Origin of the sequence: Hyphomonas oceanitis (assembly GCF_036964545.1) — a bacterium.
Classification (GTDB): Bacteria; Pseudomonadota; Alphaproteobacteria; order Caulobacterales; family Hyphomonadaceae; genus Hyphomonas; species Hyphomonas oceanitis.
The window spans coordinates 298,593-313,897 of the sequence record NZ_JBALTL010000005.1 but is presented as its reverse complement, the minus strand read 5'-3'; the positions used below and the strand labels follow the sequence as shown (position 1 = coordinate 313,897).

The 15,305-nt window shown below is 59.3% G+C and carries 18 protein-coding genes; 15 read left to right on the top strand and 3 right to left on the bottom strand.

Annotated features, from left to right (window positions below; genetic code table 11):
- Positions 1 to 7 precede the first annotated feature (7 nt).
- The 13 genes from rpsE (at position 8) to V7651_RS15110 (ending at position 11,486) form a co-directional block, all read left to right on the top strand.
- Positions 8 to 586 carry a 30S ribosomal protein S5 gene (rpsE, locus tag V7651_RS15170; RefSeq protein WP_034738438.1) on the top strand — a complete coding sequence of 193 codons (579 nt, stop codon included), beginning with the start codon at positions 8 to 10 and terminating at the stop codon, positions 584 to 586.
- 13 nt (positions 587 to 599) lie between these two features.
- Entirely contained in the window at positions 600 to 785 is a 186-nt protein-coding gene (gene rpmD, locus V7651_RS15165) for a 50S ribosomal protein L30 (protein WP_034738439.1), read from the top strand.
- A gap of 53 nt (positions 786 to 838) precedes the next feature.
- Positions 839 to 1,318, top strand: coding sequence for a 50S ribosomal protein L15 (gene rplO / locus V7651_RS15160; RefSeq protein WP_035537809.1), 480 nt, complete (start codon positions 839 to 841; stop codon positions 1,316 to 1,318).
- Positions 1,319 to 1,407: 89 nt separating this feature from the next.
- Positions 1,408 to 2,754: a preprotein translocase subunit SecY gene (secY, locus tag V7651_RS15155; RefSeq protein ID WP_035537811.1), complete on the top strand. Its 1,347-nt coding sequence runs from the start codon at positions 1,408 to 1,410 to the stop codon at positions 2,752 to 2,754.
- Positions 2,751 to 3,320 (top strand): adenylate kinase, encoded by a 570-nt coding sequence (locus V7651_RS15150; RefSeq protein ID WP_034738442.1) that lies wholly within the window; start codon positions 2,751 to 2,753, stop codon positions 3,318 to 3,320. Before secY ends, V7651_RS15150 begins: the two co-directional genes overlap by 4 nt.
- Before the next feature lie 145 nt (positions 3,321 to 3,465).
- A complete protein-coding gene (gene rpsM, locus V7651_RS15145; protein WP_034738443.1) occupies positions 3,466 to 3,834 on the top strand; it encodes a 30S ribosomal protein S13 in 369 nt (122 codons plus the stop codon).
- 15 nt (positions 3,835 to 3,849) lie between these two features.
- Complete coding sequence (rpsK, locus tag V7651_RS15140; RefSeq protein WP_034738444.1) at positions 3,850 to 4,242, top strand: 30S ribosomal protein S11; 393 nt, start codon at positions 3,850 to 3,852, stop codon at positions 4,240 to 4,242.
- 57 nt (positions 4,243 to 4,299) lie between these two features.
- Positions 4,300 to 5,343, top strand: a complete 1,044-nt coding sequence (locus tag V7651_RS15135) for a DNA-directed RNA polymerase subunit alpha (RefSeq protein ID WP_035537813.1) — start codon at positions 4,300 to 4,302, stop codon at positions 5,341 to 5,343.
- Between the two features lie 52 nt (positions 5,344 to 5,395).
- Complete coding sequence (rplQ, locus tag V7651_RS15130) at positions 5,396 to 5,818, top strand: 50S ribosomal protein L17 (RefSeq protein ID WP_035537814.1); 423 nt, start codon at positions 5,396 to 5,398, stop codon at positions 5,816 to 5,818.
- A gap of 158 nt (positions 5,819 to 5,976) precedes the next feature.
- Positions 5,977 to 7,341, top strand: coding sequence for a metallophosphoesterase family protein (locus tag V7651_RS15125; protein WP_335613659.1), 1,365 nt, complete (start codon positions 5,977 to 5,979; stop codon positions 7,339 to 7,341).
- Between the two features lie 375 nt (positions 7,342 to 7,716).
- Positions 7,717 to 8,928 (top strand): RtcB family protein, encoded by a 1,212-nt coding sequence (locus tag V7651_RS15120; RefSeq protein WP_335613658.1) that lies wholly within the window; start codon positions 7,717 to 7,719, stop codon positions 8,926 to 8,928.
- 255 nt (positions 8,929 to 9,183) lie between these two features.
- Positions 9,184 to 10,251: a hypothetical protein gene (locus tag V7651_RS15115; RefSeq protein ID WP_335613657.1), complete on the top strand. Its 1,068-nt coding sequence runs from the start codon at positions 9,184 to 9,186 to the stop codon at positions 10,249 to 10,251.
- 386 nt (positions 10,252 to 10,637) lie between these two features.
- Positions 10,638 to 11,486, top strand: coding sequence for an alpha/beta hydrolase (locus V7651_RS15110; RefSeq protein WP_335613656.1), 849 nt, complete (start codon positions 10,638 to 10,640; stop codon positions 11,484 to 11,486).
- A gap of 68 nt (positions 11,487 to 11,554) precedes the next feature.
- Here the strand turns inward: V7651_RS15110 and V7651_RS15105 are convergent, their stop codons facing one another.
- Positions 11,555 to 12,541, bottom strand: a complete 987-nt coding sequence (locus V7651_RS15105; protein WP_335613655.1) for a pepsin/retropepsin-like aspartic protease family protein — start codon at positions 12,539 to 12,541, stop codon at positions 11,555 to 11,557.
- A 137-nt stretch (positions 12,542 to 12,678) separates the two neighbouring features.
- On the opposite strand from V7651_RS15105, the gene V7651_RS15100 reads away from it, so the two are divergent.
- Positions 12,679 to 13,275: an HD domain-containing protein gene (locus tag V7651_RS15100; RefSeq protein ID WP_335613654.1), complete on the top strand. Its 597-nt coding sequence runs from the start codon at positions 12,679 to 12,681 to the stop codon at positions 13,273 to 13,275.
- A gap of 36 nt (positions 13,276 to 13,311) precedes the next feature.
- Here the strand turns inward: V7651_RS15100 and V7651_RS15095 are convergent, their stop codons facing one another.
- Both V7651_RS15095 and V7651_RS15090 read right to left on the bottom strand, forming a co-directional pair.
- A complete protein-coding gene (locus V7651_RS15095; protein ID WP_335613653.1) occupies positions 13,312 to 13,674 on the bottom strand; it encodes a Kazal-type serine protease inhibitor domain-containing protein in 363 nt (120 codons plus the stop codon).
- 59 nt (positions 13,675 to 13,733) lie between these two features.
- Positions 13,734 to 14,654 (bottom strand): SDR family NAD(P)-dependent oxidoreductase, encoded by a 921-nt coding sequence (locus V7651_RS15090; protein ID WP_335591973.1) that lies wholly within the window; start codon positions 14,652 to 14,654, stop codon positions 13,734 to 13,736.
- Positions 14,655 to 14,809: 155 nt separating this feature from the next.
- Between V7651_RS15090 and V7651_RS15085 the strand changes: the two genes are divergently transcribed.
- A complete protein-coding gene (locus tag V7651_RS15085) occupies positions 14,810 to 15,178 on the top strand; it encodes a VOC family protein (RefSeq protein WP_335591974.1) in 369 nt (122 codons plus the stop codon).
- Positions 15,179 to 15,305: the final 127 nt, after the last annotated feature.

The following is a 15,305-nucleotide window of genomic DNA, read 5'->3' as shown; positions in this document are numbered from 1 at the left end:
AGGCCCTATGGCTGAAGAAAGAGGAAGAGGCCGTCGTCGCGATCGTGAGGAAGAAGTTTCCGAGATCGTCGACAAGCTCGTCGGCATCAACCGCGTTGCGAAAACGGTGAAGGGCGGCAAGAACTTCGGTTTCGCTGCACTCGTCGTCGTCGGTGACCAGAAGGGCCGCGCAGGCTTCGGCAAGGGCAAAGCCCGCGAAGTGCCTGAGGCGATCCGCAAGGCAACCGAAGAAGCAAAGCGCAACATGGTTCGCGTGCCACTTCGCGAAGGCCGCACACTGCACCATGATGGCAAGGGCCGTCACGGCGCTGGTAAAGTTGTGCTCCGCGCAGCGCCTCCCGGTACTGGCGTTATCGCCGGTGGTCCGATGCGCGCCGTGATGGAAGTGCTCGGCGTGCAGGACGTTGTCGGCAAGTCGATCGGTTCGTCGAACCCTTACAACATGGTTCGCGCCACGTTCGACGCTCTGAAAGAGCAGGCGAGCCCGCGTACCGTCGCTTCCAAGCGTGGCCTGAAGGTTCAGGACGTTGTCGGTCGTCGTACCGATGGCGCTTCCGAAGCCGGCATGGCTGACATCGTAAGCTAGAAGGACAGGCGACATGGCGAAGAAAATGCTCACCGTCCGTCAGAAGGGCAGCCCGATCGGCCGCGATCCCAGCCAGCGCAAGACGCTGATTGGCCTCGGTCTCAACAAGGTTGGCCGGACGAAGGAACTCGAAGACACTGCGCCGGTTCGCGGCATGATCCGCAAAGTGGCTCACTTGGTAGAGGTGGTTGGCGAGTAGCGCAGGTTTGCGCAGTCGGCCCTCTCACAGAATAAATATCGGAAGATAAAGCGATGAAACTCAACGATTTGTCCCCAGCAGAGGGCGCCACCAAGAACCGCATGCGCGTTGGTCGCGGCGTGGGTTCGGGCAAAGGCAAGACAGCCGGTCGCGGCGTCAAGGGTCAGAAGGCCCGTTCCGGCGTTGCCGTGAACGGCTTCGAAGGCGGCCAGATGCCAATCTACATGCGTCTTCCAAAGCGCGGCTTCACGGCCCGCAACTCGAAGTCGCACGCCTGGATCAACCTCAGCCGTCTGGCCAAGGCCATTGAAGAAGGCAAACTCGACGCCAAAAACGTGACAGAGGAAACCCTCGTCGCCGCTGGCGTGGTCAACAAGCTGGGCGACGGTGTTCGCCTGCTGGCCAAGGGTGATGCCCCCAAGAACGTGACCATTACGGTGACCGGCGCCTCGAAAGCTGCGATTGAAGCAATCGAGAAAGCTGGCGGATCCGTCACGGTGACCGGGCCCAAGAAAGACACAGCTGAAGTTTAATCAGCGGTTTTTTCCTTATACCCCTTCACAAATACTGTTTCGCCGCCGATTTTGGCGGCGAACGCTTTTTCAGGGAGGCTGAACGGCCGATGGCGAATGCTGCAGAACAAATGGCCCGCAACGTCAATTTTGCGAGCTTTGGAAAAGCGAAGGATCTGCAAAACCGGATCCTGTTCACGCTTGTAATTCTGGTCCTCTACCGCCTCGGCACGTACATCCCCATTCCTGGCCTCGACCCGGAACAGTATCGCAGCCTCTTTGCCGGCCAGTCGAACGGCATTCTGGGGTCGATGAACCTGTTCGCCGGCGGCGCGGTTGAGCGTATGGGCGTCTTCGCGCTCAACGTGATGCCCTACATCACCGCTTCCATCATCATCCAGATGATGACGTCGGCCTCACCCACGCTTGAGAAACTCAAGAAGGAAGGCGAAGCGGGCCGCAAGCAGATCAACCAGTACACCCGTTACCTGACGCTGGCCTTCGCGCTGGTCCAGTCGTTCGCAATTGCCGGTGGCCTGTCGGCTGTGCGCATTGAGGGCATTGCGCCCTGGTTCTTCATCCTGACCGGCGTTGTCACGCTGACCGGCGGCACAATGCTGCTGATGTGGATGGGCGAGCAGATCACCGCGCGCGGTATCGGCAACGGTATTTCGCTGATCATCTTCGCCGGCATCGTTGCGGAACTTCCGAAGGCAATCTTCAACCTGATTACGCAGGCGCGCACGACCTCGGTCAATATTGTGTTTGTTCTTGCGATTGCGGTCATGGTTATCGCGCTGGTCGTCTTCATCGTGTTCATGGAGCGATCACAGCGAAGGCTACTGATTCAGTATCCGAAGCGCCAGCAGTCCCATGGCTTTGCACAGGGCCAGCGCAGCTTCCTGCCGCTCAAGATCAACACGTCGGGCGTTATCCCGCCAATCTTCGCCTCGGCGCTGCTGATGCTGCCAATGACGGCAATCGGCTTCCTCGGTGGCGGCGCGGCAGATGCTGGCGGTAGCGGCATTCTCGGCTTCCTCGCGACTCACTTCTCGCCGGGCTCGTGGACCTACATCATCACCCAGGCTGGCCTGATCATCTTCTTCTGCTTTTTCTACACGTCGATCATGTTCAATCCGGAAGAGACGGCTGATAACCTGCGCAAGTATGGCGGCTTCATTCCAGGTATTCGCCCAGGCTCCAATACAGCAGCCTATATCGACTATGTTCTAACCCGCCTGACGACGATTGGTTCTTTCTATCTCGTCTTTGTCTGTATTCTTCCCGAGCTCCTGCGTCGTTATTTCCCGGAAATTCCGTTCTATATCGGTGGCACATCGCTTCTGATCGTGGTTTCTGTAACTATGGATACGGTGACGCAGATTCAATCGCATTTGATCGCGCACCAGTATGAAGGCATGATCAAGAAGTCGAAGCTCGGGGGCCGTAAGAAATGAATTTGATACTGTTCGGGCCGCCTGCGGCCGGAAAAGGCACGCAAGCCAAACGTCTCGTCGAAGAACGTGGATACGTCCAGCTCTCGACCGGCGACATGCTGCGTGCAGCGCGGGCCTCGGGTTCCGAGCTGGGCCAGCGGGTTGCGCAAATCATGGATGAAGGCGGCTTGGTCTCCGACGAGATCGTGATCGCCCTGATCGATGAGCAGCTGGAAGTGCAGGCGGGTGCGCCTGGTTTCATTTTCGACGGCTTCCCACGCACTGTGGGCCAGTCTGAGGCACTTGATACGCTACTTGAGTCGCGCGGCACCTCTGTGGATCTCGTGATCCGCATGCTGGTCGACGATGACAAGCTGCTGAGCCGTGTCACGAAACGATTCGAGGAGCAGGGGCGTAAGGACGACAATCCAACGACTTTCTCGCGCCGTCTCGAAAAATACTATGAAGATACAGCACCCTTGCTGCCGATCTATGCCGAACGAGGTGTCCTCGTTGAGATCGACGGAATGGGTGGAATTGATGAGGTCGCGTCCCAAATCGACACGGCCTTGAAACAGACCGCCTAAAGCTGGGATTCCGCTGTTGACGCGGGAATTTGTGGGGTTATAAGCCTCATCTCTTAGCTTAAGGCTTAATCGCCAGTGCGCGACGGGGCGGCATCCGCCCCTTTGCGCTCTTTATGTTTGAACAGTCGCTTCAGGAGTAACGGCTTTGGCCCGTATTGCAGGCGTTAACATCCCGACCAACAAGCGCGTCGAAATCGCGCTGCGCTATATTCATGGCATTGGCCCGGCGATGGCACGCGAAATTATTGAAAAAGTGGGCGTCGAGCCTGCACGCCGCGTCGCAGACCTGTCGGACGCCGAAGTTATCCGCATCCGCGAAGCGATTGATGCCGACTATCTCGTGGAGGGTGACCTTCGCCGCGATACGTCGATGAACATCAAGCGCCTTATGGACCTTGGTTGCTACCGTGGCCTTCGCCACCGTCGCAAGCTGCCAGTCCGCGGCCAGCGTACACACACCAACGCCCGCACCCGCAAGGGTCCGGCCAAGCCGATCGCCGGCAAGAAGAAATAATAGGATCACACCGAGATGGCCCGCGATACAACGACACGAGTCCGCCGCAGAGAGCGCAAGAACATCACTTCCGGTGTTGTTCACGTCAACTCGAGCTTCAACAACACGATGGTCACGATCACCGACGCGCAGGGAAATGCTATTTCCTGGTCGTCCTCGGGCGTCGTTGGCTTCAAGGGCTCGCGCAAGTCGACCCCCTATGCTGCCCAGATGGCTGCTGAGGACGCTGCGAAAAAAGCCCAGGAGCACGGCCTCCAGACGGTTGAAGTGAACGTGCGCGGTCCTGGTTCGGGTCGTGAGAGCGCGCTGCGTGCGCTCCAGGCTGTGGGTCTGACCGTCACGTCGATCAACGACACGACGCCGATCCCGCACAATGGATGCCGCCCGCCGAAGCGCCGCCGCGTCTAATCAAACCTCTCCAGCGGCGCGCTTTGCGCCGCTTGCCGCTTTCAAGGAAAGTCGCCCATGGCTGACAAAGAACTTATCTCCGTCAACGACCGTAACTGGAAAGAACTCATCCGTCCGAACCGCCCTGTGGTTCAGGCTGGATATGACACGAAGCGTAAAGCGAAGCTGGTGATTGAACCGCTTGAGCGCGGCTACGGCACGACGCTCGGAAACGCCCTGCGCCGCGTGCTGCTGTCATCGCTTCAGGGCGCCGCCATCATTGGCGTCCAGATCGACGGCGTGGTTCACGAGTTTTCGGCAATCCCGGGCGTCCGTGAGGATGTTACGACGATCGTGCTGAACCTGAAGCAGGTCGCGATCTTCATGGAATCCGACACGCCGAAGCGCATGGTGCTGAAGGCGAAAGGCCCAGGCGAAGTCAAAGCCGGTCAGATCGAAACGCCAGCTGACGCCAAGATCCTGAACCCTGACCTCGTCATCTGTACGCTCGACGACGGCGCAGAAGTTCGCATGGAATTCACTGTTGCCACCGGCAAAGGCTACGTGCCTGCTGATGCGCACCGTCCGGAAGATGCCCCAATCGGCTATATTCCGATTGACGCGATCTATAGCCCAGTTCGCCGCGTTGGCTATCTGGTTGAAGATACGCGTGAAGGCACTGTGCTGGACTATGACAAGCTGACGCTCGACATTGAGACGGACGGTTCTGTAACGCCCGAGGATTCGGTCGCTTATGCTGCCCGCATCCTCCAGGACCAGCTTCAGCTGTTCATCAATTTCGAAGAGCCAACCCTCGAAGTGGGCCAGGCTCAGGAAGAAACCGACCTCGGCTTCAATCCCGTCCTCCTCAAGAAGGTCGACGAGCTGGAACTGTCCGTGCGTTCGGCAAACTGCCTGAAGAACGACAATATCGTCTATATCGGCGACCTCATCCAGAAATCGGAAGCAGAGATGCTTCGCACGCCGAACTTCGGCCGCAAGTCTCTCAACGAAATCAAGGAAGTTCTCGCTGGCATGGGCCTGCACCTCGGCATGGAAGTGCCGGATTGGCCGCCAGAAGATATTGAAGGCCTTGCCAAGAAATACGACGACCACCTATAGGACCCGATCAATCTGATTACCGGGGGCCTGATCACCTCCAGAGGACACGACAATGCGCCACGGACTAGCCCACCGCAAACTGAACAAAACGACCTCGCACCGTAAGGCGATGTTCGCCAACATGGCGGCGAGCCTCATCACGCATGAGCAGATCGTTACGACCCTGCCCAAGGCCAAGGAAATGGCGCCGCTCATGGACAAGCTTATCACGCTTGCCAAGAAGGGTGACCTTGCGGCCCGCCGTCAGGCGATCGCGAAAGTCCGCGACGAGGACGCTGTCCGCAAGCTGTTCGACGTGATGGGCGACCGTTACAAGGACCGCAACGGCGGTTACACCCGCGTTCTGAAAGCTGGCTTCCGCCATGGCGACAACGCACCTGTTGCTGTCCTGGAACTGGTTGATCGTGACGAAACGGCTCGCGGCGCTGCCGACAAGGCGCGTCACGCTGCTGAACTGGAAGCGATGGACGACTAGTCCTTCCGCGCCTTCACTGAAATACTCAAAGCCCCGGACGGAAACGTCCGGGGTTTTTCGTTTGGGGCAAAGGAATTCGTTGCAACAGGGGTTGGCCGAAAGAAAGTGTCATGCTGGTTTGCTAACGCCTGTCAGGCAATAGCGAGGAGGCTGCATCCATGATTCCATTCCCTTACAGTTCGGGCCGCACGACAGCGACGGCGATTTTGCTGGCTGCGTCGCTGATCAGTGCCTGTGCAACACCGGCAAGTGAAACCGCTACGATAGTTATGGAAGCCGAGGCGCCGGTTGCTGATTCGGAATTCACCATTGCGGTTCTGCCCGATACGCAGAACTATCTCGATTACACGCACCAGGCCGCCGAAGGCTTTCCGTTTGAGGCCAGCGAGCTGTTCCTCAAACAGATGCAATATGTTGCCGACAATCTGGAGAGCGCTGGCGGAGAGATCGCCTTCGTTACGTCCCTCGGCGATGTCTGGCAGCACCAGACGCTGGTTATGGACGAAGACCACAAGGCGCGTGGATTCAAGGCCGTGCCAAATCCGATCATGGACAGTTTCTTTGCACCAACGGAAAAGACGAAGACCGTCGAGATGCCAAAGGCCCATGAAGGTTTTTCGCTGATCGCCGGCAAGACGCCCTTCTCGGTCGTGCCGGGCAATCACGACTATGATTCCATGTTTACGGACTCCAAGTTCCCACCCAAGGCCACGCGCCCGCAGGAGGTGGACCCGAACGACCTGAAGAGCTCACTTGGGATTGTCCATCCGGGGGGGCTCGACAATTTCCGCTCCGTTTTCGGCGGGGATACGGCCTTCTTCAAGGACAAACCCTGGTATGTCGCCAGCCATGATGGCGGCGCGGACAGCGCGCAGATTTTCGAGGCGGGCGGCTATCGCTTCCTGCACATCGGTCTGCAATTCGATCCGCCGAACAGCTCGCTGGATTGGGCCAAGGCCGTGATGGTGAAATACCCCGGCGTGCCGACCATTGTTTCCACCCATGACTACATGGACAAGGAAGGCGCGCGCGTGCCGAACCCTATGGTCGATGGGCATGCCGTGGACCCGCAGAACAACAACCCGCAAATGGTGTGGGACAAGCTGATCAGCCAGAATGACCAGATTTTCCTCGTCCTGTGCGGCCATGAGCATGGCCAAGCCTACCGCGTCGATGACAACGCATTCGGCAACAAGGTGTGGCAGGTGCTGGCCGACTATCAGGACCGCGGGCAGACGGCCATTGATGCGGGCGTCAAATCGGCCTGGCCCGTGGGCATTGGCGATGGGTGGATGCGCCTGATGCGTTTCGACATGGCCGAGGCCACGCCGGTCATGACGGTAAAAACCTATTCAACGCATTATGAGAAGATGAGCCGCGATACGGATACATATGCGGCCTGGTACAAGGCCGGAGAAAAGCCGAAACTCTCGGACGAAGCTTTCCATGATGAAGACGATTATGCCGTCACGTTGACCGATTTTTATGCCCGTTTCGACAAGACAGGACGTGTCGCGAAATAGATGCAAGTCCTTGGGTGATAAGAGACTTTATGTAAAACACATCAGACCCCGGACCAATGTGTCCGGGGTTTTCTTTTTCAGGAAAGCTTGACGACGCAATCTGATTCCATCATACGGCGCATCCATTCAGCAACGGAGATACCAATGAACTGGTATACCAACCAACCAAGAGCGAAGTTTGACGCGCAGGAACTGCGCAGCGAATGCGTTCGCATGGAGGAAGCTGGATAGGGCTGATTGTCAGTCTGCAGATCGGGAAACCGGTTTTTGTCCGCCCTCCGCGTCTTACGCCCGGAGGGTTTTTTATGTCTTTCACCCAAAGGGAACCGCGGAGGGCTTGTCAGGAGGAGTTTGGAACCACCAGACTTTGGAACGATGAGTAAATTTGACGTTTTCGAAACCAGCGCCGGTGGGCGCATCAAGGCCTGGGTAAAAGGTGTTCCCGTTGAGGAGAGCGCCCGGCACCAGCTTGAGAATGTAGCGGGCCTGCCGTTCATTCACTCGCACCTTGCCGTGATGCCAGACGTGCACTTCGGGCGCGGCGCCACTGTTGGTTCGGTCATCCCCACGAAGGGGGCGATCATTCCCGCTGCTGTCGGTGTCGACATCGGTTGCGGAATGATGGCGATTGGCACGAGCCTCACAGCGAACGACCTGCCGGACAGCCTTGCGGCCATCCGCAGTGAGATCGAGCGCAAGGTGCCGGTCGGCAACGGGCGCGCTGGCAGCCATAAGGAAGCACCCGCACGGGCAGCCACGGCGCTGCGTCATTCCGGGCTGGTGGACCGTCTTGAGGCCATTACCGGCAAGCACAAGCGCATCCAGCGTACGGCCTTTGCCAAGCAGCTGGGCTCGCTCGGTGGCGGGAACCATTTCATCGAGCTTTGCCTCGATGAAACGGATCATGTCTGGGTCATGTTGCACTCCGGGTCTCGCGGCACCGGGAACGTGATCGGTACGTACTTCATCCAGGAAGCCCGTGAGGCCCTGGAGAAGCGCGTGCTCGGCTATCATGTGCCCGACCGTGACCTCGCTTTCCTTGTGGAAGGAGAGGAGCTGTTTGCGGATTACATCGATGCCATCGGTTGGGCGCAGGACTATGCGCGCCTTAACCGGGAAGTCATGATGGACCGTGTGCTGATCGCCATGCGTGACATGCTGCCAGCCTTCACGTTGGCCAAGCAGGCGGTGAACTGCCACCACAATTACGTGGAGCGGGAGCATCATTTCGGCGCCGATATCTGGGTCACTCGCAAAGGCGCCGTGCGCGCAGGTGAGGGTGAGCTGGGCATCATTCCGGGTTCGATGGGGGCGAAGTCCTTCATCGTTCGCGGGAAGGGCAATGCGGACTCGTTCTGTTCGTGTTCGCACGGGGCAGGGCGGGCCATGTCGCGCACGGAAGCGAAGCGCCGGTTCACGCTGGAGGACCATATCGCAGCAACAGCCGCCGTGGAATGTCGCAAAGACGCGGGCGTGATTGATGAAACGCCGATGGCCTACAAGGACATCGACGCCGTCATGGCCGCGCAGTCTGATCTGGTGGAGGTGGTGCACACGCTTCGTCAGGTCGTCTGTGTAAAGGGTTGACAGTTAACCATGTCTGGCCTTATACGCCGCACCTCACTGCCGGGCCGTCCGCTCAAGGATGGCCCGGCAGACCTAACCCGAAGAGATTTGAGATGAAGCTGAGTTGTAAAAACACAATCAGCTCCTCGCGACTGCGGGGGGCATTGTCGGCCTCCCCCGCGCTTTGGCCGGTGGATGCCTGACCTCGTATTGAACACCTGATCCGCTCGCGCTGGGGCATTGCCTCGGCGGATGCGATTTGAAAGGAGGTGGATCATGGGCACGCCCATGACCCTGATGCATGTGCGTCCGAAAGGGCGTGCCGGCATCCAGACGCCGTTGCTCGGCTTCCTGGCCGGGCCCCATGCTGACCTGATTGCTCAGGCCTGGCCTGCGCCGCACAACGGGTTCTTCACCCTGCCAACGGCCCGTCGCCATGCTGCCGCGATCCTGCTCGGTCGTGCGCCGGAGATGCGAATGGGCGAGATCATCCACGCAGTTGAGCGTGGGCGAGATCGTGACGTTGCGTGCTTCCTGATGCGAGGCGAAGCGCCGGGCGGCCTGATGAAGGCGCTCGGCCGTCTCGGCGAAGTGCTGTGGGAGGCGGGTGACTATGCCCGTTTCCTCAGCCTGTTTGCTGAGGAGGAAGCGGCACGTGTGCTGCGGCACATGAAGGCCATCGGTGCTGATCGGCTCGCGCTGATCGGTAAATTGCCGATACAGCTGCGTCAGGCGGGGATCATTTCCCGGTTGCCAGCTTTGCCGGTCGCCGTGGATGACCTTGCCGAAGCGTTCCGTCTGGCCTTGCGCATTCATGGGGCAGGCGAGGCGGTCGCCATGGCCAGCCGCTGGAACCGGGCGCGCGATACGCTCGCCTTGTTCGACATGGCAGCCGAGGCACTTCAGCCGGTTCGGTTCGGCAGCGTGATGGCGCTGCCGCGCCTGCCGGAGGCCTTCGTGCAGGTGAATGACCGCAAGGCACTGGTCAGTGTCGCGCTCGAGTTTCGCAATTGTTTGCGGGACTTTGTGGGCGATCTGTCCGCCGGGCGGATGGCGGTCTACACCGTGCGCGTTGCGGGTGAGCACTTGGCTGTTGCCCTGCGGCAGGATCCTGCCGGCTGGCGCTTGGCCGAGGCGCTCGGTGTGCAGAACGCGGACGCAAGTGACGCCGCGCTCCGGCACATCGTCGCTGTCCTCGACGCGGCTGGCGTTCGCACCGGGCAGTCGACGTGGGCGCTCGCCCGCCAGCTGCACGACCATGCGTGCGACAGGTGCGGTCCGGCCCATATCGGCCCGCGTGAAACCTGGCGTGACCGGCTTGCACTGGGCTCGCTCTGGGATTGAGGCGTCTGATGGAATGCCCCTTCTTCCGCGAGGAAGGAGGGGCATTTTGCATATGCCATCAGGAAACCGGACAACTGCCCGTTATTCGACCCCGTGATGAGCGCGACAAAAGGATTACAAATCCGAAATTGTCATTGTCCCAATAAGTGCCGTAGAAGTTTACCATGTCGATTTGGAAAGCCGCGGTCATTGTTGCCGCATCTGTCAGTCTTGCGGGTTGCGGTGGTGGGGGCTCCGGCTCTTCATCAGGGCCTGTCGTTGTGCCCCCTTCGCCACCGGCGTCGCCTCCGCCCGTTTCACCAGCACCTCCGCCGCCACCCCCGCCTGCTTCACCGCCGGTGTCCCCGCCACCGCCGCCACCTCCGGCACCCGGCCCCCAGCGCTACATGGACGAGGTGTTCGCCAGCACGAACCGGACGTCCGATGTGGTGTTTGGTGAGGCGGACCGGAATGTCGGCACCCAGACGCTCCGCATGGATATCTACACGCCTGTGGGCGACACAGAGACGGATCGCCCCGTATTCGTGCTTGCTTTCGGTGGCGGATTTACGGAGGGCAGTCGCCGGAACCCCCTCATTGTCTCCGTTGCTCAGAATCTGGCGCGGCGTGGCTATGTGACAGCCTCCATCGATTATCGATTTTTTGAAAACACACCGGCTACGGAAGATGATGCGAATATCGCAATCATTGAAGCCATGTATGACATGCGAGCCGCTGTGCGTTTTCTCCGACAGGATGCGGAAGGCGCCGATGTCTATGGCACGCGTGACGATGCCATTTTCGTCGGCGGCGTTTCCTCCGGGGGCATCATGGCGTCCTTCGCCGGTGCCCTGGACCTTGGCGACGGCCTGTCGACGAATGTGCGTAATTTCCTGACGGCGCATAACGGCACAGCGGGCGACAGCAGCACGAATACGGGCATTTCCTCGGATATTCAGGGTGTCTTCAGCATTTCGGGCGGGCTGACGGATTTTCTCTGGATTGATGCGAACACGGCGCCGATCTACGCGGCGCATGAAGAGTTCGACCCAACCGTTCCGTGCCGGTATGCCATGGGCGATGCAGGCTTCAGCCTCGCAGGTGGGTGCGACATGGTGCAGATCGCGCAGTCCTACGGCGTTGATGCCGAACTCTATCTTGTGCCGGGCGCAAATAGCCATGTCGGATACAGCAATGCCCAGGTGGCGGAGTTCACCGATGGGGCAGCGGCCTTCTTCGCGACGAAAATTCCCTGAATTTTAGAGGCTTCTTAGCTGATTGCATTGCCCCGATCGCAGATCGCGAATGCCAGCGCGTGAGCCGCTCAATCACCGCGAATATTCGTGCCGGTCGCATTACCGTGGATCGGCACCGTGCCACGCTTTCCATCCTGCAGAGTCAGGACAAGATAACCCCTGCGGCGGTCAAGCTGGACCCTGAAAGCGGACAGATAGTCCAGCCCCATCACCATGGCAGGTGCATCGATAAGCCCCAGATGCTCGAATAGGAGCGGATCAGCGACGATCATATCGGGCCGGGAGACCGTGTGCTTGCCGAGCCGGATTTTTCGCCCCGTCGCCACCCGGACATCAATACCATTCCCGGTGATTCCTTGCAGGATATGGGTCTTCTGGAGATTGGGCGTCATGTCCGCGTCTTCAGCAAACCGGCTGTTGATATATGAGACGCTGGACCCGGTGTCGATGAGCGCCAGACCTTTGCGTCCATTGAGCTTTACCTCCGTGAACCAGAGCCCGTTGATCTGGCGCATCGGCAGGCGACTTGTTATCTGTGCCGTGTGCGTATCGGGGCGCCCGTTATAGACAAGGACGCGGCCCTCTGCGAAGTCAAAGTCCACTACATCGCCCTCAAGAACCGTCAGCGGGACGATGTTCTTCACACCGGTCACCTCGATCCGCTGGTTCAGTGCGGCGGCCACATCAATGAACCGGCAATTTCCTGCTGCGATACTGTCCAGGTATACGATGGGATAGGCGCGCGTGCCCTCAAGGCCGAGGACAGTTACCATAGAGGAATCGGGTGGTTCCACGCCTGCGCGTTTGGCCGTTGCCATACCGATCATCGCATATGTTGCTGCCGTATCGATCACCCCGATGGCGGGCGTCTCGTCGTTCAAGGTCAGTTGCACGACGATATTGCCATTCATGTCTACATTGAACGGAATAGATTGGCGTTCGGTGGCATGCGCGGCAACGGAACCGACGACGCACAAGGCAGCCAAGGCGGCCTGACGAAAGCGGCGCAGCCATTTTCCTGCCGGGCTAAGTGTCGACTTTTTCCTCCCGTGCATCGCGTATCCTCGCTCTTGCACTTGCCAGAATGACACGATTTTGGCTGGTGGCCAAACGGCGGCCTGCCGCAGTCGCGCTTTCCTGTTTCCGTCGTGTGGTATATTGTAAGCCCAACGAGACATGGAGGAGACACAACATGGCCGACGGACACGACATCGAAGAGCGTGCAAAATTCCGCGAAATGCTGGAGGGCACGCAGGAAGACTGGGGTATCATCGCCACGCATGCCAAGCAGTTCAACAAGGGACTAGCCAAGCGCGTACTGGACCATTTGAGGCTGCTTGACGGTGACTATGGTGGCTTCCCTGTCGACCGTCTGACCCATTCGCTGCAGACTGCAACGCGCGCTCACCGCGACGGGCGTGACGAGGAATATGTCGTTTGCGCCCTGCTGCACGATATCGGCGATACGCTGGGCAGCATGAACCACCCGGACGTGGCTGCGGCGATCCTGAAGCCCTTTGTGTCAGAGGCCAACCTGTTCATGGTGGCCAATCACGGTGCGTTCCAGGGTTATTACTTCTTTGAGTATCTTGGCCTCGACAAGAATATGCGCGAGCAGTTCAAGGACAGCCCGCACTACGAATACTGCGCGCAGTTCTGCCATCTGTACGATCAGGCCGCATTCGACCCTGATTATGAGAGCGAGCCGCTGGAATTCTTCGCGCCGATGGTTGAGCGCGTCTTTTCCAAGCCGAAGAACTCAATGTATCTGAAAGCCATGCAGGACTAACGCGAACGGCCTCCCCTCGGGGGGGCCGTTACAGCTTCAGCCTGTGCAGGCGCCCTTCGTGGCAACACTCGTGCCGTCGGCATGGGCTTCACACGTATTCGGATAGGTCTTGCCGTTGCAGCCGCAGACGGGTGCATATTCGCGTGTGCAGGCGGGCTTAATCTTCTGGCAGGTGCCGGCATAGTCAGCCGTATTGACGCACATGCCATCCTGCACAAGACAGAAATAGCCATCTTCGCATTGCAGGGCAGCGATGCCGCCGCAGGTCTCGCCTTCGGCGCTAATGGGTAACGCGACTGATTCTGAAGCGGGCTCGGCAGGCTCAGCGGGAGCAGGGGCGCTACACGCCGTGGCAATCAGGAAGGCTGAAAATAGAAATGTAATGGCAGTAAAACGCATGGATTCCCCTCAATAGCGTGTGAGGAGAATCCTGCGCTTAAAACTCGCCTGAAGCAACCTTAGGCCTTCACACCACCAGCTGCGACCGCGAACATGTGCTGGCCGTGTTCACCACCGGCCTTGAAGGCTGGAAGCGTTTTGGACGTATCGGTGATCTGGTCCCACTTGGCGGCAACCGCCTCAGCCGTGAGGTCGTCACCGACGCCGACGAATGCACCTTCGGTTTCAACGATGCGCGCGATGGAGAATGCGCCTGCGGCAGCCGACAGGATCACGCCGGTAGGGGCATCTTCCTTGACGAGGTTCATCACGCCGGGCGACACGTATTCAGGCTTCAGCTGTTCCAGAACGGCAGGCGGCATCAGGCCTTCCGTCATCTGCGTTGCAGCCACCGGGCAGACGGCGTTGATCTTGATGTTGTTCTTTGCGCCTTCGATCTTCAGCGTGTTCATCATGCCGACGAGGCCGAGCTTGGCGGCGCCGTAATTGGCCTGGCCGAAGTTGCCATAGAGGCCAGTCGAGGAAGTCGTTACGACGATACGGCCGTAATTCTGTTCTTTCATGATGTCCCAGGCGGCGTGGATCGGCATGAACGAGCCGCGCAGGTGAACGTCGATGACGAGGTCGATGTCGGTTTGCGTCATCTTGGAGAAAGACTTGTCGCGCAGGATGCCGGCATTGGCGATCAGGATGTCGATGCGGCCCCATTTGGCCATTGTGTCATCGATCATTTTTTTCACGCCTGCTGCGTCAGCAACCGAGGAGCCGTTGGCGATCGCTTCGCCGCCCAGGGCTTCGATTTCCTTCACGACGCCTTCAGCTGCAGCGGAGCTGCCACCCGATCCGTCCATGCTGGAGCCCAGATCGTTGACGACGACCTTGGCGCCGCGGCGGGCAAGTTCGAGGGCGTGGCAACGACCAAGGCCGCCGCCGGCGCCGGTGACGATGGCAACTTTGCCGTCAAAACGGATATCGGACATGGGAAAACTCCTGCAATTGCTACAAACGGTTCTGGTCGGTGTCACACCAGACGTTCACGTAAACGTCAAGCCGCGTCCCTGCGTCATATCTTGCCGCAAGCGCATGCCCGTGGTCAGAGTCCCAAAACGAAACGCATGAAATGGGAGGAACCGACATGCTGGCTTACGTAACCCTTGGAACGAACAACAAGGAAAAAGCCCTGACTTTCTATGACGCTGTCCTGGGCGAAATGGGCGCGAAACGCTTCTTCGCGAACGATCGCCTGCAATTCTATGGCGTCGGCCCCGGCCAGCCCATGCTGGCGATTGGTGACCCCTATGACAAGGATTCTGCCAGCTGCGGCAATGGTGTGATGCCGGCGCTGGCCTGCGCGGACAATGCAACCGTCGACAAGGTCTATAACAAGGCCATCGCGCTGGGTGCTGTCGACGAAGGCGCACCGGGCAACCGCATGCCGACCTTCTATGGCGCCTATTTCCGCGACCCGGACGGCAACAAGATCTGCGTTTGCAAGCTCGGATAGGCCTTGTTGTCGGCTGAAACGGCCCGTATCCCCGGGGTCTCGTGCGGCTTTGTCCTTTCTTCAATTGCCTGAGGTCCCGGCGTTCGCCGGGACTGCGGCGTGTGGGGTGGACGCGTTAAGCCCCTTT